Annotated in this window: 21 protein-coding genes and 2 tRNA genes; 8 read left to right on the top strand and 15 right to left on the bottom strand. The window is 51.8% G+C overall.

The window, feature by feature from the left end; genetic code table 11:
* Positions 1-50: 50 nt before the first annotated feature.
* Together JMW05_RS05375 and JMW05_RS05370 are read left to right on the top strand one after the other, a co-directional pair.
* Positions 51-866 carry an ABC transporter permease gene (locus JMW05_RS05375; RefSeq protein WP_265090595.1) on the top strand — a complete coding sequence of 272 codons (816 nt, stop codon included), beginning with the start codon at positions 51-53 and terminating at the stop codon, positions 864-866.
* Positions 863-2,290, top strand: coding sequence for an ABC transporter ATP-binding protein (locus JMW05_RS05370; RefSeq protein WP_201504330.1), 1,428 nt, complete (start codon positions 863-865; stop codon positions 2,288-2,290). Before JMW05_RS05375 ends, JMW05_RS05370 begins: the two co-directional genes overlap by 4 nt.
* A 107-nt stretch (positions 2,291-2,397) precedes the next feature.
* Here the strand turns inward: JMW05_RS05370 and panD are convergent, their stop codons facing one another.
* The 9 genes from panD to JMW05_RS05325 all read right to left on the bottom strand — a co-directional run bounded on the left by panD (position 2,398) and on the right by JMW05_RS05325 (position 9,898).
* Entirely contained in the window at positions 2,398-2,778 is a 381-nt protein-coding gene (gene panD / locus JMW05_RS05365) for an aspartate 1-decarboxylase (RefSeq protein ID WP_199506934.1), read from the bottom strand.
* 156 nt (positions 2,779-2,934) lie between these two features.
* Positions 2,935-3,516, bottom strand: a complete 582-nt coding sequence (pth, locus tag JMW05_RS05360; protein WP_201504329.1) for an aminoacyl-tRNA hydrolase — start codon at positions 3,514-3,516, stop codon at positions 2,935-2,937.
* A gap of 210 nt (positions 3,517-3,726) precedes the next feature.
* Positions 3,727-4,398: a 50S ribosomal protein L25/general stress protein Ctc gene (locus tag JMW05_RS05355; RefSeq protein ID WP_201504328.1), complete on the bottom strand. Its 672-nt coding sequence runs from the start codon at positions 4,396-4,398 to the stop codon at positions 3,727-3,729.
* Between the two features lie 212 nt (positions 4,399-4,610).
* Positions 4,611-5,555, bottom strand: a complete 945-nt coding sequence (locus JMW05_RS05350; protein ID WP_201504327.1) for a ribose-phosphate pyrophosphokinase — start codon at positions 5,553-5,555, stop codon at positions 4,611-4,613.
* Between the two features lie 95 nt (positions 5,556-5,650).
* Positions 5,651-5,726 (bottom strand) — tRNA-Gln (locus JMW05_RS05345).
* Between the two features lie 188 nt (positions 5,727-5,914).
* A tRNA-Gln gene (locus JMW05_RS05340) sits at positions 5,915-5,990 on the bottom strand.
* A 173-nt stretch (positions 5,991-6,163) separates the two neighbouring features.
* The gene (ispE, locus tag JMW05_RS05335; RefSeq protein ID WP_201504326.1) at positions 6,164-7,105 is read right to left on the bottom strand and encodes a 4-(cytidine 5'-diphospho)-2-C-methyl-D-erythritol kinase; all 942 of its coding nucleotides are present in this window, start codon (positions 7,103-7,105) and stop codon (positions 6,164-6,166) included.
* 195 nt (positions 7,106-7,300) lie between these two features.
* Positions 7,301-7,930 carry a lipoprotein insertase outer membrane protein LolB gene (gene lolB / locus JMW05_RS05330; protein WP_201504325.1) on the bottom strand — a complete coding sequence of 210 codons (630 nt, stop codon included), beginning with the start codon at positions 7,928-7,930 and terminating at the stop codon, positions 7,301-7,303.
* Between the two features lie 126 nt (positions 7,931-8,056).
* Entirely contained in the window at positions 8,057-9,898 is a 1,842-nt protein-coding gene (locus JMW05_RS05325) for a tetratricopeptide repeat protein (protein ID WP_227691451.1), read from the bottom strand.
* 375 nt (positions 9,899-10,273) lie between these two features.
* Between JMW05_RS05325 and hemA the strand changes: the two genes are divergently transcribed.
* The 4 genes from hemA to JMW05_RS05305 all read left to right on the top strand — a co-directional run bounded on the left by hemA (position 10,274) and on the right by JMW05_RS05305 (position 14,101).
* Entirely contained in the window at positions 10,274-11,611 is a 1,338-nt protein-coding gene (hemA, locus tag JMW05_RS05320; RefSeq protein ID WP_201504324.1) for a glutamyl-tRNA reductase, read from the top strand.
* Positions 11,612-11,888: 277 nt separating this feature from the next.
* A complete protein-coding gene (locus tag JMW05_RS05315) occupies positions 11,889-13,028 on the top strand; it encodes an aminotransferase class V-fold PLP-dependent enzyme (RefSeq protein WP_201504323.1) in 1,140 nt (379 codons plus the stop codon).
* Between the two features lie 151 nt (positions 13,029-13,179).
* Positions 13,180-13,614 (top strand): YeeE/YedE family protein, encoded by a 435-nt coding sequence (locus JMW05_RS05310; RefSeq protein WP_201504322.1) that lies wholly within the window; start codon positions 13,180-13,182, stop codon positions 13,612-13,614.
* 64 nt (positions 13,615-13,678) lie between these two features.
* Entirely contained in the window at positions 13,679-14,101 is a 423-nt protein-coding gene (locus tag JMW05_RS05305) for a DUF6691 family protein (protein ID WP_201504321.1), read from the top strand.
* Between the two features lie 23 nt (positions 14,102-14,124).
* On the opposite strand, the gene JMW05_RS05300 is transcribed toward JMW05_RS05305, so the two are convergent.
* Positions 14,125-15,777 carry an AMP-binding protein gene (locus JMW05_RS05300; RefSeq protein WP_201504320.1) on the bottom strand — a complete coding sequence of 551 codons (1,653 nt, stop codon included), beginning with the start codon at positions 15,775-15,777 and terminating at the stop codon, positions 14,125-14,127.
* Positions 15,778-16,408: 631 nt separating this feature from the next.
* Here JMW05_RS05300 and JMW05_RS05295 point away from each other — a divergent pair.
* Entirely contained in the window at positions 16,409-18,553 is a 2,145-nt protein-coding gene (locus JMW05_RS05295; RefSeq protein WP_201504319.1) for an NADPH-dependent 2,4-dienoyl-CoA reductase, read from the top strand.
* Positions 18,554-18,675: 122 nt separating this feature from the next.
* Here the strand turns inward: JMW05_RS05295 and JMW05_RS05290 are convergent, their stop codons facing one another.
* The 3 genes from JMW05_RS05290 to JMW05_RS05280 form a co-directional block, all read right to left on the bottom strand.
* A complete protein-coding gene (locus JMW05_RS05290) occupies positions 18,676-19,440 on the bottom strand; it encodes a lysozyme inhibitor LprI family protein (protein ID WP_201504318.1) in 765 nt (254 codons plus the stop codon).
* A gap of 62 nt (positions 19,441-19,502) precedes the next feature.
* Complete coding sequence (locus tag JMW05_RS05285; protein ID WP_201504317.1) at positions 19,503-20,519, bottom strand: lipoate--protein ligase; 1,017 nt, start codon at positions 20,517-20,519, stop codon at positions 19,503-19,505.
* Positions 20,520-20,748: 229 nt separating this feature from the next.
* Positions 20,749-21,162: a hypothetical protein gene (locus JMW05_RS05280; protein WP_201504316.1), complete on the bottom strand. Its 414-nt coding sequence runs from the start codon at positions 21,160-21,162 to the stop codon at positions 20,749-20,751.
* A 376-nt stretch (positions 21,163-21,538) separates the two neighbouring features.
* Here JMW05_RS05280 and nemA point away from each other — a divergent pair, with 376 nt between their 5' ends.
* Positions 21,539-22,666, top strand: coding sequence for an alkene reductase (nemA, locus tag JMW05_RS05275; protein ID WP_201504315.1), 1,128 nt, complete (start codon positions 21,539-21,541; stop codon positions 22,664-22,666).
* Positions 22,667-22,741: 75 nt separating this feature from the next.
* Here nemA and JMW05_RS05270 read toward each other — a convergent pair whose 3' ends face one another.
* Both JMW05_RS05270 and JMW05_RS05265 read right to left on the bottom strand, forming a co-directional pair.
* Positions 22,742-23,719 carry a pirin family protein gene (locus JMW05_RS05270; RefSeq protein ID WP_201504314.1) on the bottom strand — a complete coding sequence of 326 codons (978 nt, stop codon included), beginning with the start codon at positions 23,717-23,719 and terminating at the stop codon, positions 22,742-22,744.
* A 232-nt stretch (positions 23,720-23,951) separates the two neighbouring features.
* Complete coding sequence (locus JMW05_RS05265) at positions 23,952-25,214, bottom strand: BaiN/RdsA family NAD(P)/FAD-dependent oxidoreductase (protein WP_201504313.1); 1,263 nt, start codon at positions 25,212-25,214, stop codon at positions 23,952-23,954.
* Positions 25,215-25,225: the final 11 nt, after the last annotated feature.

Raw genomic sequence — 25,225 nt, 5'->3', positions numbered from 1 at the left:
TGTGATTTTTTATCCTTTAAAACGTATGCGTCATATAGGGCGCTGAGGTTATGACTGTTTTGATGACTGCTTTTATTTCTATCAAAGATTTGTCCATTGGTCAAAAGGCAGGCGGCGCGCTGTTTGTATTGCTACTGGCATTTGCCTTTTTGCAGCCGCTGTATTACCCCATGGATGCCAGTCTGCAAAATCTGGACGGCACGCTACAGGCGGCGAGCGCCCATCACTGGCTGGGCACCGACCATTTTGGTCGCGATATGCTGGCGCGTATTGCCTCAGCGATTCGACTATCACTGACGCTGATTGTGCTGTCGGTCAGTGTCGCGCTGTTTTTTGGCGTATTAGCGGGCGTGACCAGTGGTTATTTTGGCGGCTGGATAGATGCGGTGTGCAGCTTTGTGTGCGATATCATTATGGCACTGCCAGGGCTTTTATTCGTATTGCTGTTCGCCGCCATCGCGCCCAATTCGTTTTGGTCGCTGTATTTGGGCATCTCGCTCGTGCTGTGGGTGGAGTTTTTTCGTATGGTACGGGCGATGACGCGCACCATTGCCAACAGCGGCGAGGTCGAGTGCTCACGGCTGATGGGTATGGACTTTTTGTATTGTTTTAAACGCCACTTTTTACCCAAGATTTTACCTGTTTTGGCGACGCTCAGCGCCTTTGCAGCAGCCAATGCGGTGCTGGCCTTAGCGACCTTGGGCTTTGTCAATGTGGGTTTGCGTCCGCCGACTGCTGAGCTTGGGCTGATGATGACTGAGCTGTTTCCTTATTATTACCAAGCGCCGTGGGTGTTCTTACAGCCGATTGTTATGGTATTTATTTTGGTCTTTAGCCTACAACTACTCTCAGGAAAAATACAATGACGTCAATCAGCGATACGGTATTGGTCAGTACGGACACGCTGACGGTACAGACGAGGGCAGGGCACGTACTGGTTGAGCCAATCAGTGTGACGCTGCATGCGGGGCAAAACCTGACCATTTTGGGGGAGACAGGCTCAGGTAAGAGTTTACTGGCACAAGCGATTATCGGGGCATTACCGAGCGAGCTTATGACGATGGGGCGCATCTTGATTGAAAATCAGGCGCTTAATGCCCGCCAGCTGCGCGCCTATTGGGGCAGGCGTATGGTGATGCTGCCGCAAGAGCCGAGCCGCTCCTTAGACCCGACCATGACCATCGCCCATCAGGTGTGGGAAAGCTGTCATTTTGTTGCCAAGCACAGCGCGGCAAACAGTCGCACCTTGGCACAAGACAAGCTCGCGGCGTTGGGGCTGGGCAACTTTGCTCATTATTACCCGCATCAGCTCTCAGGCGGCATGGCGCAGCGCGCTTCTTTTGCCGTGACCATGGCGGGCGGCGCGTATATCGTGATTGCCGATGAGCCGACCAAGGGGCTGGACGAGGCAAACAAACGAGCAGTGATAGCGCTGCTGCAACAAGTCGCCAAAGACGGCGGCACGCTGCTGACCATCACCCATGATATTGACGTGGCAAAAGTACTAAGCGCGGGCAGTAGCGACCGCGTCATGGTGATGAAAAAGGGCAAACTCTTGGAGCAGGGCATTGGCGCGCAAGTGCTGGAGCGCCCGACCTCGGACTATGCCAAGCAATTAATGGCAGCCGCGCCGCACCGCTGGCAAGCTCAAGACAAGACACGCACCGAAGCGTCGCCGCTATTAGAGGTGCGCGATTTGACCTTGGCACGCGGTAAACGGGTATTGTTTAATCAGTTAAACCTTACTTTACGCCCCTCAGAAGTGCTGGGCGTGGTTGGCGGGAGCGGTATTGGCAAAAGCTCCTTTGGCGATGCGCTGTGCGGGCTATTAATCCCAGCAAGTGGTAGCATCGACTGGCAACAGCGACCCAAAGCGCATCAAGTGCTTAAGCTGTATCAAGACCCGCCTGCCGCCTTTGCGCCGCACGTGCCGCTACAAACCTTGCTCGATGATGTCATCCGTAAGCACAATCTCGACGCCAGCCGCGTGCCGTCCTTACTTGCCGCGCTCAAACTGGACAAGGCTATTTTAAGCCGTAACGCGCTGAACGTGTCGGGCGGTGAATTGCAGCGGGTGGCGATTTTGCGCGCGCTGTTGTTTGAGCCTGTCTTACTGTTCGCCGACGAGGTCACCTCGCGCCTTGACCCCATTACCCAAAAAGAGACGCTCGATTTGCTGATTGCGCAGTGCCAAGCGCAGCACTGTACGCTGGTGCTGGTCAGCCACGACCATGACGTGCTGAGGCACTATTGCCATCAGCTGATAGATTTGGAAGCGCTTGCGGCGTAGCGATAGACGTTTAATATAATTATTATTTATAAAAAAGGGGCGCACTCCATCAGAATGCGCCCCTTTCTTTTGAATCCGATTTTTAGCACTTTTAGCAACAGACCGTCTTATGCCACTTGCACAGGAATGATGTTCGCGGTGTCTTTGACCGTGTTGTCTTCATTGCAATACACCAGCTTTGGCAAATGCTGGTCGGCTTCGGCTTCATCCATTTGTGCGTAGGCACAGATAATCACGATATCGCCAAGGTCTGCCATGTGTGCGGCAGCGCCATTTAGCGAGATGATGCCTGAGCCTGCCTCAGCGCGGATGACGTAGGTGCGAAAGCGCTTGCCGTTGGTCACGTTATAGATATCAATCGATTCATTCTCACGCAGACCCGCAAGGTCGAGCAGGTCGCTGTCGATACCGCAAGAGCCTTCGTAGTGCAGCTCGGCGTGGGTGACGCGTGCGCGGTGGAGTTTGCATTTCAGCATGTTTAAGAGCATAGCTAACATCCTTTGTGTCACAATGTTCAAAACAGAGTTCAAAAGTAATAGGGACAAGCCCCAAAAAACCGATATTGTACGCAGCCTATGCCAGACAAGCCAGCATTACGAAGTGCTGTTCGTGAGCAGGCGCGTCACCATCGCCATCATAGCGCGTCAGTCGGGCAGTTTAAAACCATTAATCTGTGAGCGCGCGCGTTCAGTATCACCATCGAGCAGTAAAGGCAGTGCTTCAAACGCCGCAGTCAACGCACTGTCAATCGCCGCTTGCTCGCCCTCGGGTGCTTTGGACAACACATGACCGCTCACCTTAGACTTATGCCCAGGGTGACCGATGCCGATACGCAAGCGATGAAAGTCACTGCCGATATGCGGGGTGATATCACGCAGACCGTTGTGCCCGCCGTGTCCGCCGCCCGTCTTTAGCTTAATGCTGCCCGCTGGAATGTCCAGCTCGTCATGGGCAATCAGCAGCTGACTGTTATCAATGTCATAAAAATTGACCATCGGCACCACCGATTGTCCCGACTTATTCATAAAGGTCAGTGGCAGCAGCAAACGCACATCATGCCCGTGTATACGCCCGCGTCCTGTGACGCCATGGAACTTTTTTTCAGGCGCAAGGTCAATATTGAACTGGTGTGCCAAATGCTGTACAAACCAAAACCCAGCGTTGTGCCGCGTATACATATACTGCTGACCAGGGTTACCAAGACCGACGATGAGCTTTAAAGACATGACAATACTCTATGGCTGGAGGGTGAATAAAATAAGCGAACAAGGGCAATTCAAAATAGGGGCGTGTCTGATTTGATACCATCAAAACCCACACGCTAAAAAAAACAGCAGGAGATACCATCCCCTGCTGCCCTGACAAGCCAAAGCCTGCCGTATCACGCATGACTTGCGGCAATCAATACGCCGCCACAAGCCAGTGTTGCTACGTGATTATTCTTCGTCGTTTTGCTCAGTAGCAGGTACTTCATCAGCATCAACGTCGTCAGCTTCTGCAGCGTCGTCTTCAACTGGCTCAACCGTTGGTGGCTGCATGTTGACGATAGTGCGGTCAGTGCCATCTTCTAGCTCAAGCTCATGAATCACAGTGCCTTCTGGCAATACGATGTCTGATAGACGGTAAGTGTCGCCGATTTCCATCTTAGATACGTCAACTTCTAGGTACTCAGGAAGTTTTGATGGTAGGCAGATAACTTCAACGTCAGATACAAGCGTAGATAGAACGCCGCCGTTTTTGGTGCCTGGCGCGTCTTCTTTACCAACGAAATGAACAGGTACGTTCATGTGGATGGTTTGACCCTTAACGATACGCTGGAAATCAACGTGCATTGGGAAACCTTTGGCTGGGTGACGCTGCAAGTCTTTGATGACCGCTTCGTGTACTTCGCCGTTCACTTCGATTTTTAGAACGTGTGAAAAGAACGCTTCGAATTCTAGCGCTTTTACAAGCTCATTGGTTTTAAGCGCGATAGTAGTCGGCTCAGCGTTACCACCGTAAATGATAGCAGGAACAAGGTTCTGCTTACGTAGGCGGCGGCTCGCACCTTTACCTTGCTGCTCAGCAGAACGATCAACTGCAGTGAGTTCAAAATGATTTGTGCTCATGGATATAATCCTATAAAAAAAATAAAAGCTGCGCCAAGTGCTGCGAATTTGCGACCAATTCGGCAGCGCGCGAACTAAGATGTACTGCAACTGACCAAATGGTCAGTACAGGCGCGCATTATACGCGTTTTTTTAGCAATAATAAAGGTTTAAAGCCCCGAGAGCCGTGTGGCCATCGGGGCTTTTTACACAAAGTCAATGATCAGTGCGGCTTATTCAAACATCGCGCTGATAGATTCTTCGTTGTTGATACGGCGTAAGCTCTCAGCCAGCATTGAGGCGATAGACACTTGGCGGATTTTTCCGCAAGCTTTTGCTGCGTCTGATAGTGGGATGGTGTCGGTTACAACCACTTCATCCAGCGCCGACTCGTTGATGTTTTTTAGCGCATTGCCTGATAGCACAGGGTGAGTGATGTAAGCAAGGACGCGGCGTGCGCCATTGTCTTTTAGCGCGGCAGCGGCTTTACATAGCGTACCTGCGGTATCGACCATGTCATCAACGATGACGCAATCACGGTCACGAACATCACCGATGATGTGCATCACTTGTGATTCGTTGGCACGGGCACGGCGCTTATCAATAATCGCCATGTCAGTATCGCCAAGCTGTTTTGCCATCGCACGCGCACGTACCACGCCGCCCACGTCAGGTGAGACGACCATGATGTTGTCGTATTCTTGCTTTTTCAAATCATTCAATAGCACAGGCGTGCCGTAGATGTTGTCTACAGGCACATCAAAGAAGCCCTGAATCTGGTCTGAGTGCAAATCAACGGTCATCACGCGGTCGATGCTGACGATGTTGAGCATATCGGCGACGACTTTGGCAGAGATAGGCACACGGGCTGAACGAGGACGACGGTCTTGACGCGCATAACCAAAATAAGGAATCACAGCGGTGATACGACCTGCGCTAGAGCGGCGCAAAGCATCGGCCATCATCATGATTTCCATCAAATTGTCATTGGTCGGTGAGCAGGTAGGCTGCATGATAAAGACGTCTTTACCACGAACGTGCTCTTTGATTTCTACGGCGATTTCGCCATCAGAAAAGCGGGTAACATCTGCTTTGCCAAGCGGAATGTGTAGATGGTCGGCTACGGTTTTCGCTAATTCAGGGTGAGCATTACCTGTAAAAATCGCCAAATAAGGCATGACTGAAGTCCTATTGATTGACTCAAGCAGCGACCGCTAAGCAGTGACAAACTGCTCAAATTAAGAAAGAAAAGATGGTGAGTTACCGCAGAAAATGGCAGGGGTAGCTGGACTCGAACCAACGGATGTCAGGATCAAAACCTGATGCCTTACCAACTTGGCTATACCCCTGTATTGTAATACTGCTTGGTGATGAGTCATGAAGTGCTTCATCGTGCAGCGTCTTGCCGTATTCACGGCTTTCCCAAACAGTATGGCGTTCGTTGCGAACTATACCGAAGTAGGGAAGGTGTTGTCAATTGCTATCCAAAGATTGCTACAAAAAGCGGCGATCAAGGCAACAGCAATAAAACAAAATATGGCAGGGGTAGCTGGACTCGAACCAACGGATGTCAGGATCAAAACCTGATGCCTTACCAACTTGGCTATACCCCTATTGTGGCGACCTATTATAAGTAAATTTTCAGATTTTGCAACCCATTTTTGATTTTTTCTGGGATTTCTTTGTCGTTATCAGATGATGGCGTTAGTTTATTTTCATATAAATTGATAATTAACAACAGTAATATAAGCTGTACTTAGCGCCTCACGTGACAAAAATGCGTATTCTACAAACTCCCCACCACATAACCCTGACAAGGTGCGTCTTTAACCCATCTTGCCAGCAGCGTCTTATCATCAGCAATATGCGCCGCAATCGGCAAAAACACCGCGCTGCCTGAGCCTGTCATGCGCGCGTGTCCACCTACTGTCGCCTCAAGCGAGTGCAAATAATCAAGCGCCGCTTGTACCGCAGGTGCAAGCTCGGTCACGACAGGGGTAAAGACGTTGTGATAGTGCGGCGAGAGCGTCTCAGTAAACTGCGCCGTTTCGTTCATCACGGTGTGCGTGTCAATCGGGGCAATGTCGCGGCGCAACTTTGGATGCGCGAATAGGGCAGCGGTGCTCGCGTGCGCGTCGGGCGTCAATAATAGATAGCGCTGCGCGGGCAAATCAATCGGTGTTAATACCTCGCCAATGCCTGTGGCAATCGCGTCTTGCCCAAAAATAAATATCGGCACATCCGCACCCAAGCTGCGCCCGATGCCGAGCAGCATCTCTGTCTCGTAATTCAAATCCCATACCGTGTTCAGCGTCTGTAAGGTGGTCGCGGCATTGGACGAACCGCCGCCCAACCCTGCGCCCATCGGCAGGCGTTTATCAATGGCAATCTTAATAGCGGCAAGTGCGTCGGGCAAGTGCTCATCGATGATAGCAGTGCGTAATAAGGCGTGCGCTGCCTTAAAAATCAGATTATCCCCAATATCCTTAGTAATCGCTTCTGCGCCGTCAATGGTGATAAGGGCGCGGCATAATGTGTCACTGTCCTCTGCCAAAGGCTCGGTTGCCACTGCGTCACCGACCGTAAAGCGCAAGGTGTCACCAAAATCCAGCAGCCGAAACACGGTCTGTAAGTCGTGATAGCCATCGCTGCGCTTGCCTGTGATGTGCAAAAACAGGTTAATCTTGGCAGGAGAAAAGCGGGTGATAATGCTCGGCGTGCGGTTCATAGCAGTCGGTAGCCCAAATAATAAACATGGCAAAAAAAAGGTGAGTAAAGATTGTAACCGCTTCGGGCGGCGGGGCAAAGATACAACGGATAAAAAGTGTAGATAACAAAAATGTCAGGTATAAAAAAGGCAGCCGTTTATATAAAAGCTGCCTTTTTCATCAAAATTTTTAGCGCGAGTTTATGCAAACTTGGCTTAGTTTTGATGGTTGATGGTCATCACTACTTTATAGCCTTGGTCTTGACGGGCAGTGATTTTGCTCGGCTGGGTGTCATTGCCTGAGTAGCTAAAGCTCGCTTGCCATTCGCCATTGACCGCGCTGATGAGGCGGTTTTGCGCGTCGGTTTTACTGTCGCTGTCTGAGGGCGCTGAGCGACCAGAAATCCAGTACGGCATTTGTGAGATGGGCGCTTGCCAGCCCGTCGCCTTTTGTAGCAAGGTTTCAGGATCATCTGCGGTCATGGTGCCTGTTTTTTCGCTGACCAAGGTTGCGGTGCTGCCGTTGTATTCGATGTTGGTTTTGCCGATACCGAGCGCGCCAATCAACTCAATGCCAAAGCGGTCGCCTTCTTGCGCCCATGCATAAAACGCGCTGCCGCCTGTATTGCCGCTTTCGCTCGGTACGGTCACCCCGATTTTGCCATTAATATTAAAGCTTTCAAGCTTTTGCGGAATGCTGGTGGTCGGTATGCCCGCACCCGTTGATTGTCCTGCTTGCATAGACTGACAGCCTGCAAGGCTTGCGACTGCCAACGCGCCAATGAATAGGTTGCGGCACAGATGCGCAGGCGTCCGCGCAGCGCGGGAAGAGAGCGTGTGTTGCATAATACATCCTTAAAAACGGTAAAAAACAAACCTATAATCGTCTAGCCTACGCGGGTATTGTTGCGCGGATATGCGTGAGTGTTGATTTTTTTTGCCTGACGCGCGGCTTTGAGTGAGCGCACAGATTTAGTACAGCTGCACGCGGTCATTGATGTTGTGCTGACCAAAGGCAAAGCGCTGCTGTAAGTCCTCAAGCAGACTTTGCACTTTGTCCGTCTCGCCCAAGCCTTGATAAGCGCGCAGCAACAATACGCCTGAGGGCAGCGTCGGCAGTACGTCATATGGGGTCTGCAAGTAGTCGATAACCTGCGCGTACTCTTGATTGTTCAAGGCGTATTCGGCAAGCAAATTGAGCGTCTCTAAATGCAGCTCGCTGTCATAACGCGGGTCGTCGTAGCGTATGCTAATGATGCTTTGCGCGAGCGCCACTCCTTGCGCCTCGCTGCCCTGATGCGCCATCAATAGCTGCGCGTAGCTGAGCTGATAGGCGAGATTGCTTGGGTCGAGTGACTGCAAATGCTGCAGCAGCGCGCGTTTAATCACATAGTCGCTGCGGTTGTCGAGCAGCTGAACGCGGGCAAATAAAATCCCTTCGCTGTTGGGGTATTGTCGATTGGCAGTGGTCAATAGGCGCAGCGCCTCATCGGTTTTTTGCTGCTGGCGCAAGATATCCGCTTGCATAACGTAGGTGTCTGGGGCAAAAACGCCAAACTGTTCGCGCAGCTTGACCAAGGTTGCAATGGCGGCGTCATAGTTGTCTTCTAACAGCTCAAACGCGACCACTTTTTCGCGGGCAGCCAATACCAAGTCCTCACGCATCACCGCATTTAAGTAGCGTTTTGCCATGTCGATGTGCTGCTGACGCTCGGCGCTGATGCCCAAATAGTAGTAGGCTTGGTCGGTATAAATGGAGTTTTGTACCAAGACATTGAGCAGCTGGTCAGCACGGCGATACTCTTCAATATCCAAGCTGACCAAGGCGGCAAGTAAGGTAATCTCAGCATCATCACTAAAGCGCTGTTGCGCGTCGAGCAGCAGCACCCATGCCTCGCGGCTGCGCTTTAAATCCAGCAAATAGCGAATCTGATACAAATACAAGCTCTTGCTGCTCGGGTTACGCAAGCGCGCTTGGTCAACATAAGACAGTGCGGCGTCGGGCGCATCCATCTGGCGCAAAATATCAGTCTTTAGGGTAATGAATGGTGTGTAATTGGGCTGGCGTGCCAACGCGCGCTCGATATGCACGAGGGCGTCTTTGGGCGCATTGGCTTGTAAGAGCAGACCTGCTTTTAGTACCGACATCGAGGCGTTCTGTGTGCTGTCAATCGGCTCTAGGGCAGCAAGCAAGGCGCGCTGGTCGCTTTCAGTAGCGGGATAAATACCAATCAAAATCTCGCTCAAATCGGCGCGCGGGTCATAGCGCAAGATGCGGTTTAAGGTCTTGCCTGCCAGCTCATAGTTGTGCGCTTTTAATGCCAAATGCGCGACATAAAACCATGCGGGCACGTGGTCGGGGTTTTTGTCCTGCCACGCTTTGGCAAAGCGCAGCGAGCTGTCGACATCATCGTATTGCAGTGACAAGCCAAGCGCGCGCTCAAAAACCGCCGTGGCGTCTTGTTTAAACGATTGCTGCTTATACAGTTGTAATGCGCGCTCAGGCTGACCACGATCGGCGGCGAACTCCGCCTCCAAAAGCGAATACAGACTCGGCTCGCTGGCAGGGTCACGGGTTGCCATCTCATCGGTAGGCTGGGCGGGTACAGGCGTGGCTGGGGCGCTGGTAGCAGCGCTACTTTGCGTCTTTGACCCAAGCAAATTGCTTAAAAGAGACGCGTGTGCAGGCGCGCCGAAGCCTAACCCCAGCGCAAGCACGAGGGCTGTTGGGCGGTGAAGCCATTTTTTAATCAGCGTTTGTCCTTGTGCTTTTGGCGCACGGACGGCATATAACCAAGACCCAGAATGTATCATAGCGCGCGTTCTTTACCAAAAAATAGTGCAATAACAATATTATAAAATCGCAAGCAAGCCTGAAACAATGGTACTCGTGTTACACAGCACGTATCATCAGGGTTACACAGCAGCACACGCACAGAACAGCGTGCGCATGCAGGAGTGTTAAATAAAGGCAGCAATAATGCTATAATAATGCGCTTTATACACATCATATCCTCTCTTTAATCACCGCTACCCCAAAAGTCAAGGCAGCGCACCCCATAACGGGTGTGGCAGACGCTAGGAGCGACGGTGGTTTATGTATCACGCATACGCAGGTTGGGTTCAGTACGCAGGTTAGCGCGGACTGGATTGCAGCATCATCAGCGTTACAGTTATGGTTTATCAATAATGAGATTAGTGGTCATTGGCGTCAATCACAAAACTGCACCAGTTGCTTTGCGTGAGCGCTTGGCGTTTGTGGGCGACGAGGTGACGGACGCGCTCACGACTTTAAAACCGCTGACCGATGGCAGCGTGCTGGTCTCTACCTGTAACCGCACCGAGCTGTATGCGCTCGTCCCGCACCATGCAGACGATGAGATTGCAGGCAACGCACAGGCGAGCAGCAGTGTCAGCCCTGCCATCATGCAGCAGCATATCCAAACCTTAAAGGGCTGGCTGGCGGAGTTTAAAAACCTGCCTTTAAGCGATATTGATACCTATCTGTATGTCTATCAAGACACGCACGCACTCACCCATTGGCTGCGTGTGGCGGCGGGTCTGGACTCCATGATACTTGGTGAGCCGCAAATTTTGGGGCAAATCAAAAAAGCGGTACAGACTGCGCAAAGTGAGCAGGCGCTTAGCAATCAGCTCGGCTGGGTGATTGACCAAGTGTTTGCCGCAGCAAAACAAGTGCGTAATGACACCAGCGTCGGCGCGCAAGCGGTATCGCTCGGTTTTGCAGCAGCAAAACTGGTCACGCAAATCTTTGATGATATGGCAAAGCGCACCTTGCTGGTGGTCGCGGCAGGCGAGATGAACCGTCTGGTCGCCACGCACATTGCAGGTCTTGGGGTGGGGCAGGTGATTATCTGTAACCGCAATCCTGAGCGCGCCGAGCTCCTCGCCGCCGAGCTGCGCCAAGCGGGGCGCAAGGTGCGGGTAGAGCCGCTCGCCGCCTTACCTGAGGTACTGGCAGAAGCGGACATCGTCAGCAGCTGTAGTGGCAGTATGGACATGCTGATTGATAAAGGCATGACCCTGCGCGCCCTAAAGCGCCGCCGCTATCAGCCGATATTGATGATTGATTTGGCTGTGCCGCGCGACATCGACCCGACCATCAGCCGCATCGATGATGTGTATCTGTACTCAGTCGATGATTTGCAGCACGTGATTGCAGGCAATATCGAGCAGCGCCGCCAAGCCGCCGTGGACGCCGAGCTGCTCGTCAGTCAGCTGGTGGTAGAGATTGAGCGCCGTTTTCAGGTGCGTCAGGTGGGCAAAGACATCCAGCAGTACCGTGAGCGCACGCACCAGCAGGTCGAAAACATCCTCAGCGCAGCACTCGCGCAGTTTGAGCAGGGCGACAGCCAAGCCGAAGACATCGTGACCGAGCTGTCCCGCCGCCTGACCCAAACCCTAACCCACGCGCCATCGAAACTGATGCGCAAAGCGGCGCGCGAGGGCGACAGCGAGCTTTTGGACTTCGTGGTCTCAGGGCTGAATGATGCCTATCGCCGCTAAGCTTTTCCTCTTTTAATTTTGCTTATACGCTGCTTTTTTTATCGCGGCGTTTTTTATTTATTTGTGTCCGCTGGCTTTTCTTCTTATCAATACCTTCCTTTCTTAATCTCAAACCTGCCAGCGCCCAGCGTGTAACCGCCAGTCACGCGGCTGTCAATTGTCACGCCTGCCTATCGGTGCTACCATCAAAGACGCGATAAATGACGATAATTGTTCCTCAATAACTTTCCAATCCCCAATAACTTTATAAACAAATAATGAAAACAAGGAGTGTGCCATGCCTGCGTTACGCCACGATATTGATCCTGATGGCTTGTTAGAATATTCCGTGGTCTATACCGACCGCGCGCTCAACCACATGTCGGCGGTCTTTCAGACGGTGATGACTGACCTGTCACGCGAGCTAAAAGCGGTGTACCACGCGGCGGGCGTGGCGATTGTGCCAGGCTCGGGCACGTATGCGATGGAGGCGGTGGCGCGCCAACTGGCGGCGGATAAGAAGTGCCTGATTGTGCGTAATGGCTGGTTTAGTTACCGCTGGACGCAGATTATTGAGCGCGGCAAGATTACGGATGACACGACGGTACTGACCGCCGAGCGCAAGGACGATACCGACCAAGCGCCATTCGCGCCTGTCGAGATTGAGACGGTGGTCGCGCGTATTAAAGCGGACAAGCCTGCGGTGGTGTTTGCGCCGCATGTGGAGACCTCGGCGGGCATTATCCTGCCTGATGACTATATCAAGGCGCTGGCAGAAGCAGTACATAGCGTGGGCGGGCTGCTGGTCATTGATTGCATCGCCTCGGGCTGCGTGTGGTTGGATATGGACGCCTTGGGTATTGATGTGCTGATTAGCGCGCCGCAAAAAGGCTGGAGTAGCACGCCGTGCGCGGGTCTGGTGATGCTAAGCGAGCGGGCGATTGAGGCGGTGGATACGACCGAGTCAGACAGCTTTAGCATTGATTTAAAACAGTGGCTAAACATCATGCGCGCCTATGAAAACGGCGGTCATGCCTATCACGCGACCATGCCGACCGATGGCTTGCGTCAGTTCCGTGATGTGCTGATGGAGGCAAAAAACATCGGCTTTGATGCGCTATATGATGCGCAGTGGGCGCTTGGTGAGCGTATCCGCGAGCGCTGCGAGGCACAAGGCTTTGCCAGTGTCGCCGCCGACGGCTACCGCGCGCCTGGGGTGGTGGTGTCGTACACCGAGCGCGAGGACATTCATAAGGGTCGCGCCTTCGCTGAGGCAGGCGTACAAATCGCCGCTGGCGTGCCGCTAAAATGTGGCGAGCCTGAGAGTTTTCAAACCTTCCGCATTGGGTTGTTTGGTTTAGACAAATTGACTGATGTGGACGGCGCGGTACAGCGCTTTGCTGACGCGCTCGATACGGTGTGCGCTTCTGCGTCTTAATGCGCCGCTTTATTTTTTCTGATGATTCAAAAATAAAAACTACCAAGTCACGCAGGCTTGGTAATTTTTTACCTTTATATTATACTTTATTATATAATGTATTATTATAATACGTTAACTAAACGGCATTGAGACAAGCGAGGGTAGCGCGATGATTCAGATAGATTGGCAAGCCTTTACGCCCTTATCGCTGGTGGGCGGGGTGGTGATTGGTATAGCGACCGTGCTGCTGCTGCTTGGCATGGGGCGCGTGGCGGGTATTAGCGGCATTACCGCAAGTCTGCTCAAACCCAAGCGGGTCGAGCTGTGGCAGGTGCTGTTCGTACTGGGTCTGTTCTTATCGCCATGGTGGTATGCGTTGAGCATGCCGCTACCTGAGGTGACGGTGACCGATTCGGTATGGCTGCTGATAGTCGCGGGTCTACTCGTTGGCTTTGGCACGCGGCTTGGCTCTGGCTGTACCAGTGGGCACGGTATCTGCGGCAATGCGCGTCTGTCGCCGCGCTCGATGGTGGCGACACTGACCTTTATGCTGCTCGGTATTTTGACCGTGACCGTGATGCGTCACGGGCTGGGGATGCTATGAAGACGGTCAGACGAAAACAAACGGCACAGCACAAAGTTAGCCTAAACAGTAAGGAGCGCGGACAATGCTAAAAAATATCATCGGTTTGGTGGCGGGTTTGGTGTTCGGTTATGGATTGTTGATATCGGGCATGACCGACCCTGCCAAAGTACTGGGCTTTTTGGACGTGTTCGGTGCGTGGGACATTTCCTTAGCGCTGGTGATGGGCGGGGCGCTGATACCTGCATTTATCGGCGTGTGGCTGGCGCGTCGACAAAAGGTCAGCTGGACGGGCGAGGCGATTGAGCTGCCGAGCAAGCGCACCTTAAGCAAACCTTTAATCCTCGGTGCGATGCTGTTTGGTATCGGCTGGGGGCTGGTTGGTATCTGTCCTGGACCTGCGTGGGTACTGCTCGGCACAGGGCAGTGGCAGGCGCTGGTGTTTATCCCCGCGATGCTGGCGGGGATGCTGCTCTATCAACTCTTTGAACCGCGTATCAGCGGTTAGGGCGTGTCCTAGTCTACATTGCGCTATGCACCTGTTTCGGCAGCGTAGTCAATGGACTTGGCGGCTTGTCTCAGCTCAAACTTTTGTACTTTGCCCGTGCTGGTCTTGGGAATGGTGGCAAAGACAATGTGCTTGGGCACTTTAAAGCCTGCCAAGTGCGCGCGGCAATGCGCTTTTACCTCATCACGGGTCAGCTGTGCGCCTTGATGCAGCTCGATAAAGGCAACGGGCACTTCGCCCCATTTGTCATCAGGGGCGGCGACCACCGCGCAGCTTTGTACTGCGGGCAGGGCGTACAAGGTATTCTCAACCTCAATGCTGGAGATATTTTCTCCGCCTGAGATGATGACGTCTTTGAGCCTGTCCATGATTTTGATATAGCCATCGGGCTGCTTGACGCCCAAATCCCCTGTACGAAACCAACCGTCCGCGAACGCCGCTTCGGTCGCTTTGCGGTTTTTGAGGTAGCCTTTCATCACCAGATTGCCGCGTAGTGCCAGCTCGCCGACTTCTTCGCCGTCACTTGCCACAGGGTTACTCGTGCCTTGTTGAAACACCTCAAAGCCCGCCATCAGATGCGACACCATGCCTTGGCGCGATTTTTTTTGCGCGCGCTCGGCGGTGCTTAACTCTGCCCAGTCAGGATGCTCGGCGCAGACGGTCACAGGACCGTACACTTCGGTCAAACCATAAACATGGGTGATGTGAAAACCCATCGCCTCCATATTGCTCAGCATGGTCTCAGACGGCGGCGCACCTGCGACCCAGCCTTTGACAGGGTGACTGATGGCGTCTTTTAATGCCTGATCGCCGCTGGCAATGATGCTATGTACCACAGGCGCAGCGCAATAATGGGTCACGCCATATTTGGCAATCAGTCGCAAAATCGTATCGGCATCAATCTTACGCAAGCAGACATTGACGCCCGCACGCTCGGCGATACTCCACGGAAAGCACCAGCCATTGCAATGAAACAGCGGCAGCGTCCACAGATATATCGGATGCTTGGGCATGTCCCAATCTAAAATATTCGACAAGGCATTCAACGTCGCGCCGCGATGGTGATACACCACGCCTTTGGGTTTACCCGTCGTGCCTGAAGTGTAATTAAGCGCAATCGCGTCCCACTCATCTTGCGGCAGCTCCCAATTGTCCAAGTCGGTTGCGCTGCCTACCAGCGCTTCATAGCTCATTTGCCCAAAATCGTCCGTCTCAATCGCCGCATCGGTCGCTTGAATAATCATCAGCTGCGGAAAAGTCTCGGTCAGTAAATCCACATAATCGGCAAACTCGCTGTCGAGTATCAAGACCTTTGCCTCCGCGTGCTGTAAGCAAAAACTGAGCGCGTTGATATCCATGCGCGTGTTCAGCGTACACAGCACCGCGCCCGACATCGGCACGCCAAACGCACACTCCACCATCGCAGGCGTGTTTGGCAGCATCACCGCCACCGTATCGTTTTTATCAATACCCAGCTGCCGCAGACCGTCCGCCAGCTGGCGACAGCGCGTGTACGTCTCGCGCCAAGTTTGCGTCAGCGCAGGATGGGTCAAATCATCATAAATAATCGCCGTCTGCTCAGGATAGACCTGCGCACTACGGATAAGAAAATCAATCGGCGTTAAGGGTTGGTAATTGGCGTTATTTTTGCCAAGCGCGGTGTGAAAGTCGGTCATTATGCAGTCCTTTGTCAATAAGTATCAGCAGTCCGTTGCTCAAAAATAGGTCGCCATGGGCAAGACAAGACGAGAAGCACAAAACAAAGCGTGCCTTATTTTCTCTTTAGTCAATGTCTTTAGTCAATGTCTTTAGCTAATGGCTGGTCTCTACTGTGCGCAAATTTTTCAATAAAAACAACCAAAAATAGTCGACTCACGGTGTCATAAAAAATGTTTTTTATCATAAATAAAAATAATGCAGCAGAACGGCTACACAACATCGCGCCGCGCTCGCTATAGTAGCTAGACGCGTGATGCAAAATATCGAATGCCAAACAAACAACGCAAAAAAACACTCACTCGCCAGTCGTTTAACGTCATAGTGAGGCTCTCAGTCGCTATGCTAGGATAAAATCAGCTCAACCAACAACGATAGCTTTTTACTCAGCGTAAGACAGTTAATACGGCATAAATGATGCGGCAAGATTAAATGACATTTTTTGTAGCATCAAAAGACGCAGTCACAGCAAGCAAAACAATGTCATTTAACCAATCGATGCTATTTAAGATGAGTGCTTTTATGACTGTTTTTCTACAAACAAAACCGCGCCATTACCATCAACTTCGGGACGATAAGGACATCACCATCATGGATGCACGCTCAGCTGCTCAGGCAAATACCGCCGCCAACGACTCGCACATACCGACGCACAACAGCGACTACCCGCATCTGTTTACGCCCCTTGATTTGGGCTTTACCACCCTGAAAAATCGCGTGGTCATGGGCTCGATGCACACAGGATTAGAAGACCGCTTTTATAACTATGGCAAGCTCGCCGCCTACTTTGCCGAGCGTGCCAAAGGCGGCGTGGGTATGATGATAACTGGTGGCATCTCGCCCAATCGTGAAGGCTGGCTATTGCCTGCAGGTGGGACGATGAACACCAAAATGGACGTCATCCACCACCAGCGTTTAACCCGCGCGGTACACAAGCACGACAGCAAAATCTTGATGCAAATCTTGCACAGTGGACGCTATGGCTACCATCCGTTTGTGGTCGCGCCAAGCCCGATTAAATCGCCTATCTCGCCCTTTAAACCGCGCAAAATGAGCGCAAAAAACATCCAGCAAACCATCAGCGATTACGCGCGCGCTGCCACGCTCGCCAAGCAAGCAGGCTATGACGGTGTCGAGGTCATGGGCTCAGAAGGCTACTTAATCAATCAGTTTTTATCGCGGCATGTGAATAAGCGCAAAGACGAATACGGCGGTGATATTGATGGGCGTATGCGCTTTGCTGTAGAGATTGTGCAGGCGATACGTGCGGCTGTCGGTGAGGATTTTATTATCGTCTTTCGCTTGTCCATGCTCGACTTGGTCAAAGACGGCAACACCATGGCGGAAGTCATTGCTGTGGCGCAGGCATTAGAAGCGGCGGGCGTGACCATTATTAACACAGGCATTGGCTGGCACGAAGCGCGCGTGCCGACCATCGTCACCAGCGTCCCGCGTGCGGCGTTTGCTGACTTTGCTGCCGAAGTGCGCCGCCATGTCAGCATCCCTGTGATGGCAGCGAACCGCATCAACATGCCGCATACCGCCGAGCATATCGTACAGTCGGGGCAGGCGGATTTGATACAAATGGCGCGCCCGCTACTTGCTGACCCCAACTGGGCGAATAAAGCGAAAGCGGGACAAAGCGCGCGCATCAATACCTGCATCGCTTGTAACCAAGCCTGCCTCGACCATACCTTTGAGCATAAGCGCTCGACGTGTTTGGTCAATCCGCAAGCCTGCTATGAAACCGAGCTGGTCTACAAAAAAGCCAAACGTCCCAAAAAAGTCGCTGTGGTCGGTGGCGGTGTGGCGGGCATGTCGGCGGCGTGCGTTGCCGCCCAGCGCGGGCACGAAGTGACATTATATGAGGCAAAATCGCGCCTCGGCGGGCAGTTTAATTACGCCAAAGTCATCCCTGGTAAAGAAGAATTTTTTGAAACCATTCGCTACTATCGCAATGAGCTTGAGCATCTTGGCGTTCATGTCAAATTAAACACCGCTGTCGATAGCGATATGCTGGAGGCAAGCAACTATCATCACGTCATTATTGCCACAGGTGTCGTGCCGCGTAGCCTTGAGGGCAAATTAGAAGGCGCAGAGTTGCCGCACGTCTTAAGCTATGCAGAGCTGCTATCAGGGGAGCATGAGATTGGCGCGACAGTTGCGGTGATTGGTGCGGGCGGGATTGGCTTTGACGTCAGTGAATACTTGACCGCCCAGCACACGCAAGTGCTGACTGATGCCATGCTTGCAGACCCAAGCTACCGCCCCAAAGCGCAATCGGTGGCAGAGTGGCGCGAGGAGTGGGGCGTCACCCAAGACGCCGACTACGACAGCGCAGGCGGACTGCACAAACCTGAGGGCATCACGCCAAAGCGCCAAGTCTATCTGATGCAGCGCAGCAAAGGGCGCTTGGGCAAAGGGCTCAACAAAACCACAGGCTGGGTACACCGCGCGCACATCAAATCGCACGGCGTCATCGAAATCTCAGGTGTACAGTATGAAAAAATCACCAATGAAGGCATCTGGATAACCAATGCAGAAGGGCACAGCCAACTGCTGCGCGTGGATAATGTCATCGTCTGCGCGGGTCAAGAATCGGTGGTGGACTTGATGCCCAAAGTCGGGGACGCGCCCAAAGCGCAATATCACGTCATCGGCGGGGCAAAGCTCGCGGCAGAGCTGGACGCCAAACGCGCCATTCGTGATGGGGCGGAGGTTGCGGCGGGGATTTAATAATCTACTTAAATGTAGAGGCGGTTCGGTGATTTATCTTACCGCCATTTTCTATATTTTTAATTGAAGCATACCAATTTGGCTGTTTCACTTTTTGCGCGAAGCCAAAACGCTTTAATTTGTCATTCTCGATTTAGTAAAATGCCATCAAAGTAACCACGTACACCACATCGTTCCTGTCTAAACTGATCTCCAGTGTCTTTTAATAACAGTTGGAATTTGCCTTTATAGGTGCCTGGATACAGGCGAAGTTCAGTCGTGCTATCTGATCGATTGTCGCTAATAGTCCAATGATTCTGCGACCATGTTGCAAGACTCTCTTCAATAACACAAGAGTGTAAATTAGTAAAAAATAAGGTGCTATCAATGACTGAGAGATAAGGTTTATTATCGACTTCATTGATAGAAAGTGTATTTGTAGCTATCTGTTCATCAAATTTACCCGTATCCGAGTTATATATTGGTAGGTCAAAAGTATAAGAAAAGCTGCCAAAAGAAGATTGTTTAGGTAAATCAGAAGTGCTTAGCTCATCTGGATAACTCCAAGTAATATCGTAATAGCTTCTTTCATCAAGATATTCCTTATATTCACGAACAAGACACTCAATATCTTTGCAGGTATTACGTTGAAAACTTAGCCATAGTTTCTGGTCTATTATTAAATTTTTTCTGTAAATATCAGCATCTTCTTCATTTGCTATGTCGTTAAGACTTTTACTGTATTTCTTTGCCATAGCTTCATCAAGCTCAGACAATTCATTATTTTTGCAGATCGTCTTTTCAACCCAAGTAGCTGCTTTGTTACAGTCGAAGCTTGCTGCATTTGCGTATACAGGTAATAGATAACAACTTGAGAAAAAAACAGATACTAATAATAATTTTTTCATACTGCTCTCATTTTTAGACGTTACTCTTAAAAGACTTTTATTAGATATAAAAAATTGTGTCCTCACCCAACCACTTCCCCAATCATCCACCCCTTCACATCACCCACTTGCGCGGCAAATTCAGGATGCGCGTTTGCTAATGCGTCTAAACGCGCTGCAATGCCGTCTTGGCTGTATTTTGCGCCCGTCAAAGCCGCTTTTAACCCATCAATCAGCTCGACGTTTAGGGCGTCAGAAAAGATAACCACCTCGCTAATCTGCGCCTGCGTCACGTCCAGATGCACATCCATCATGCCCCAATCAAAGCGCGTCTCAACATGGTGCGTGAATTCAGGCGTTTTGCCAAAGCGCCAGTCCCAGTCCGCCATTTGTTGATAATAGGCGTTGAGCGTGGGCTGCTGGGCGAGGGTGGCTTCATCAAGCGCTTCGACCTGTGCCGTCTCGCCATAATAGGCGCAGAACGCGTCAATAATCGCCTCGGATAAGAGCTCATGGGTGATGCTGTCATTAAACTCGCTCAGGTTCGCCACGCGGGCGCGTACCGATTTGATGCCCTTTGCTTTGAGCTTTAGCGGATGCGGGTTGAGGTAGTCGCCGAGCTTTTGCATATTGGCATTAACCAGAAGCGTGCCGTGATGAAAGCTGCGCTCAGCGGTGTGTTTAAAGGCGCTGCCCGATATTTTGCGCTCGCCGACCTGCATATCATTGCGCCCCGACAGCGTTGCGTCGATGCCAAGCGACTTTAGCGCGTTGATGATAATGGTAAAGTTCGCCGTCTGGTCGTAGTCGGCTTTGGGCGATAAAAAAGTAAAGTTGGTATTGCCAAGGTCATGAAACACCGCGCCGCCGCCGCTTTGTCGCCGTGCCAAAAACACATCGTCCGCCTGCATCTTATCGACCTTGCATTCTACCCACGGATTTTGCGCGCGCCCGATAACTACCGTTTCGCTATTGCGCCACAAAAACAGTGTGTGCGTGCTCGGGTCGCTGTCCTTGCCGAGGCTTTGAAACAGCCAATCTTCGGTCGCAAGGTTAAACCACGGGTTGGTGATGGCAGATTGTAAGATGCGTAGGGTCATGGGTGGTCCTTTTTAAATGTCGCTGTCGGCTGATTATGATGAGTGGTTATTATCGAGTAGCCACATTCTTACCCATGCCAAGTGCGAATTCAATGGGCGTATGGTTGGGTGTGGTAGGGAGGTAGGAAAGGCTGGTAATAAAACAGGACGACGCGTTGATGGTTTGTGGTAGCAATTAAAAAAGCCAAGCCATACGCTCAGCTTTTTAATATTTTAATCATGATGGCGTTTATTCAGCACAGATTTCCCACCGCGATTTGGTACTAAGATAGCACTGTATAACCGCTTTACCAGACTGCGCATAAGCATCACTGACGATACGCTGATTGGTTGGCAGACGATATCTGATAATGGCTGGCTCGTCATTGACGGTGGTTGTCGATCCAGTCACTTCATTACGGTCATTGTAGTTTGCACTGGTAGAGGTTGCCATTTTGCCAAATCCTGGCAGGTTATAGGTGACCTGTCTAAAACCATAACTCATCGCTGCCCCCTCAGCGCCCTCATAATGACAGTTTAGCTTTTTTTGTAGTTTGTCTTGCTTATACACGTAGCACGTCGTCTCGTCTGAAAACTGACCCACTCCGCAAAAACCCGCCGTAGCTAATGACATGCCGCCTATGAATAGGGCAATTTTTTTCATGACCTTTCCTCGATAAATAGTAAACAATGAAAATGCGACAAAAAATAAAAGAACAGTAAATTAATGCGCTTTCTTTTTTTTGTCGTCGTAAGAGTAGTTTTAATAAACTTAAATCCGTTTTTAATAATAAATTAAATCTTGAAATAACTCTACAAAAGTTTTTTTATATTTTTAATGCTCTTAATTACACAATAAATCCCTACTGCCAGCGGCTGTTTCCGTTTGTAATGCTGACTTGAATGCTGCCTGATTCGCCCTATTAAAGGTGAGTATAAAATTAGTTTTACTAATGGTTTTATAAGATTTTCTACATAAATTTAATATTTTTTATCATCAGTGTTCAGCATTGATATACACACAATAATAAGGATTCCTTATGGCACATGACATTCTCTTTGAGCCTGTACAGATGGGCGAGCAGACGCTAAAAAATCGCATTTTAATGGCACCCTTGACCCGCTTACGCGCCGTTGAGCCAGGCGATGTGCCCATCACGTGGGCGTCAGAATATTACGCGCAGCGTGCAGGCGCAGGGCTGGTGATTACTGAGGCAACGCAAGTGTCGTTTCAGGCAAAAGGCTACGCAGGCGCGCCAGGGCTACACACCAAAGACCAAGTGACGGCGTGGAAAGCGATTGTCGATAATGTACATGCCAAGGGCGGCAAAATCGTCGTGCAGCTGTGGCACACGGGTCTTGTGTCACATGAGAGCGTGCAGCCTGAGCGTAAAGCACCGATTTCGGCATCGGACGTCGATGTGGGTATTCGTACTTCATTGCGTGATAGCGACAACCAAGCGATTCGTGTGGATGCCACGCCGCCGCGTCCTGCCAGCCTTGAAGAGATTGAGCAAGTGATTGCCGATTTTGCGCATGCGACCAAATGCGCGCAAGAAGCGGGCTTTGACGGCATTGAGATTCATGGCGCGCATGGCTACTTGCTGCATCAGTTTTGGGTTGAGCAAACCAACCAGCGCGATGACAACTATGGCGGCAGCGTAGAGAACCGCGCCCGTCTGACCCTTGATGTGATTGATGCGTGTGTTGACGCGTGGGACGCGGCGCACGTGGGCATTCGTATCTCGCCGCTTGGCACGTTTAACAATGTCGAAGCAGGCTATGAAGAAGACGACAACATCTGGCTGATTGAACAAATCAACAAGCGCAAACTCATGTATTTGCATCTCTCAGAGCCAGATTGGGCGGGCGGTACGCCATACAGCGACGACTTCCGTCAGCGTGTGCGTGATGCGTTCGGTCAGTTGATTATCGCAGCAGGCGGCTACGATGCCGATAAGGCAGAAAAGAACATCAAAGCAGGCTATATCGATGCCGTTGCCTTTGGTCGTGATTATATTGCCAACCCTGATTTGGCAGAGCGTATCCGTGCAGGTGCCCCACTAAACGAGCAGCACCCAGAGAGCTTTTACGGTGGCAGCACTGAGGGCTATACGGACTATCCGTATTTGAGCGAAACCAACGATGCTGCGCAATCGGCGTCTTAATCGTTAGTATTATTGATATCAAAAACCGCCTAGCTTAGGCGGTTTTTTTATGCTTACGGCAGCAGAATAAAGGCTTTAAGTGGTAGCGGGTACTTTGCCAAACACGCCGTTTTTATAGTCGTGAAAGGCCTGCGCCAGTTCTTGCTTGGTATTCATGACGAATGGACCGTGTCCCGCCATCGGCTCGCCGAGCGGCTGACCGCTTAGCAGCAGCAGCTTGACGCTGTTGTCCTGCTTTAGCGCCTCTCGACTGACCGACAGACGTACCGTATCGTAAGCGCCCGCATCGACAGCGCCATCCACCAGCGTGCTACAGGTGGGCGCGGCGAACTGCACTAGTGAGCCTGCCATCACGGTGGTATCTTGCACCCGCACTGCGCCTTCTTGCACCAATATCATCAGCGTATGGCTTTTGGGCACGTGTACGCTCGTCGTGCCAACCTTATCAAGGGCAATGTCCCACAAATTGATGGGCGAAAAAGTATCAATCCTGCCTTCGGTTTGCCGCAGCTCCCCTGCGATTAAGGTCGCACTGCCGAGCGTACGCGTTGCCTGTTGGCTGTCATACAGCGGCACGTTTGGCATCTCAGCGCGTCTTAGCGTTTGGTAGCGCGGCTCGGTATACTTGTGCGCTCTTGGCAGATTGACCCACAGCTGCACGGTGTTGAATATCCCGCCCTCACGGCTGAACTTGGGCGAGTGAAACTCTTCATGCATGATGCCGCGTCCTGCCGTCATCCATTGCACATCCCCATTGGTTAGCGTGCCTTGACCCCCTGCGGTATCAAAGTGGCACAGCTCGCCATGATAGGCGACGGTGACGATGTCAAACCCCTTGTGCGGGTGCAGACCGATGCCGTGCGGGCGCGCTTCGTAGTCAGGATTGGGGGCAAAATAGGTCGGCTCGCCATAATCGAGCAGCAAAAAGGGGTCGGTATGGGTGTGATTAAATTCAGGCGTACCTGCCAGATGGTTGATGACAGTCTTGACATAAAAACCATCCCCAATCCATTGATTGGGAACATCACTGTGGACGTGTTGAATTGCGCGCATGGGTAACAATCTCGCTGAGCATGGAAATACAATACATAGCGGCTAAGCAGCCGTGTTAAGCTGTGCTTATCAAAGCCGCTCTATCATAAAACAAATGACGGGTAACAATGTATCATTAATGCTCAAAAAAAGTTGCGCAGTTGGCATAGATGCGTAAGGTCACGGCGAGCATCGGTCATTTGCCGTGTTTTTTACTTTTACCATTTGCGCCCTTTTTTAGCGCCGCCCGCGCCTACAAAGCCTGCGCGCAGGCATAACCACTTGCCCATGCCCACTGAAAGTTATAACCGCCAAGCCAGCCAGTCATATCGAGCACCTCACCGATAAAGTACAAGCCCTGCTGCTGCTTGCTCTCCATGGTTTTTGAGGACACCGCCTCTGTGGTCACGCCGCCGCGTGTCACCTCGGCAGTGCGATAGCCTTCAGTGCCTGAGGGCTTGAGCGTCCAGCCGTTTAGTATCTCGCCCAATTGATGCAGCTGCTCGTCTTTGATATTGGCAAGATCGGTATCGCGCTGCTCGTGCCACAGATGCGTTTGCAGCGCGCTTAGGAGTTTTTTGGGCAGTTTGTCGCTGGCGTGTTCTGCCAGTACCGTGCGTATCAGCTGTTTGGGGTGCTTTTGTTTGTGTTTAATGAGCAGCGCGCTGATATCGGTATTGGGAAACAGGTTGATGTCGATGGTCTCACCCGTGTGCCAATAGTTGGACAGCTGTAGCATGCTCGGACCCGACAGCCCGCGGTGGGTGAAGAGCAGCGGCAGGCGAAACGAGGCACGCGCATTGCTCGCCACCACAGGAATGCTGACGCCAGACAGGCTGCGTATCAGCTCGCCAATCTGGTCGGTAAAGGTAAAGGGCACAAGGCTTGCCGTACATGGCTCGATGCTGTGCCCGAACTGCTCGGCTAACTGATAGCCAAGACCGCTTGCGCCCATCGTGGGGATGGACAGACCGCCCGTTGCCACCACCAGCGTGCGGCTGTGATAGACCGTCGGCGCAGGCTCGCTGACCGCCGCTTTTTTGCTTGCTTTGGGCGTGGTGCTGATGGCAAACCGTGTACCGTCCGTAGCGTCTGGCTCCTGCGCGCTCACTGTATCCACTTGCGTGTTTAGCCGTATCTCGACCCCTGCCGCTTGGCATTCGTCCAGCAGCATGGTCAAGATGTCTTGCGCGGAATCATCGCAGAACAGCTGCCCATGCTCGCGCTCGTGATAGGCGACTTGGTGACGCTCAACCATGGCGATAAACTCCCAGCTCGGATAGCGACTGAGTGCCGATTTGCAAAAGTGGCTGTTGGCGCTGATAAAATGCTCAGGCGCAACAAAGTAATTGGTAAAGTTGCAGCGCCCGCCGCCCGACATCAGGATTTTTTTGCCCGCTTTATTGGCATGGTCAAGCACCAAGACGCGCAGACCGCGTTGCCCTGCATGCAGCGCACAGTACAGACCTGATGCGCCTGCACCGATGATGATGGCATCATAATACTTACCCGTCATAAAATTACCTA

Origin of the sequence: Psychrobacter aestuarii, assembly GCF_904846035.1 — a bacterium.
Lineage (GTDB): Bacteria > Pseudomonadota > Gammaproteobacteria > Pseudomonadales > Moraxellaceae > Psychrobacter > Psychrobacter aestuarii.
The sequence above is the reverse complement of the archived record's forward strand: the minus strand, read 5'-3'. Positions and strand labels throughout refer to the sequence as shown.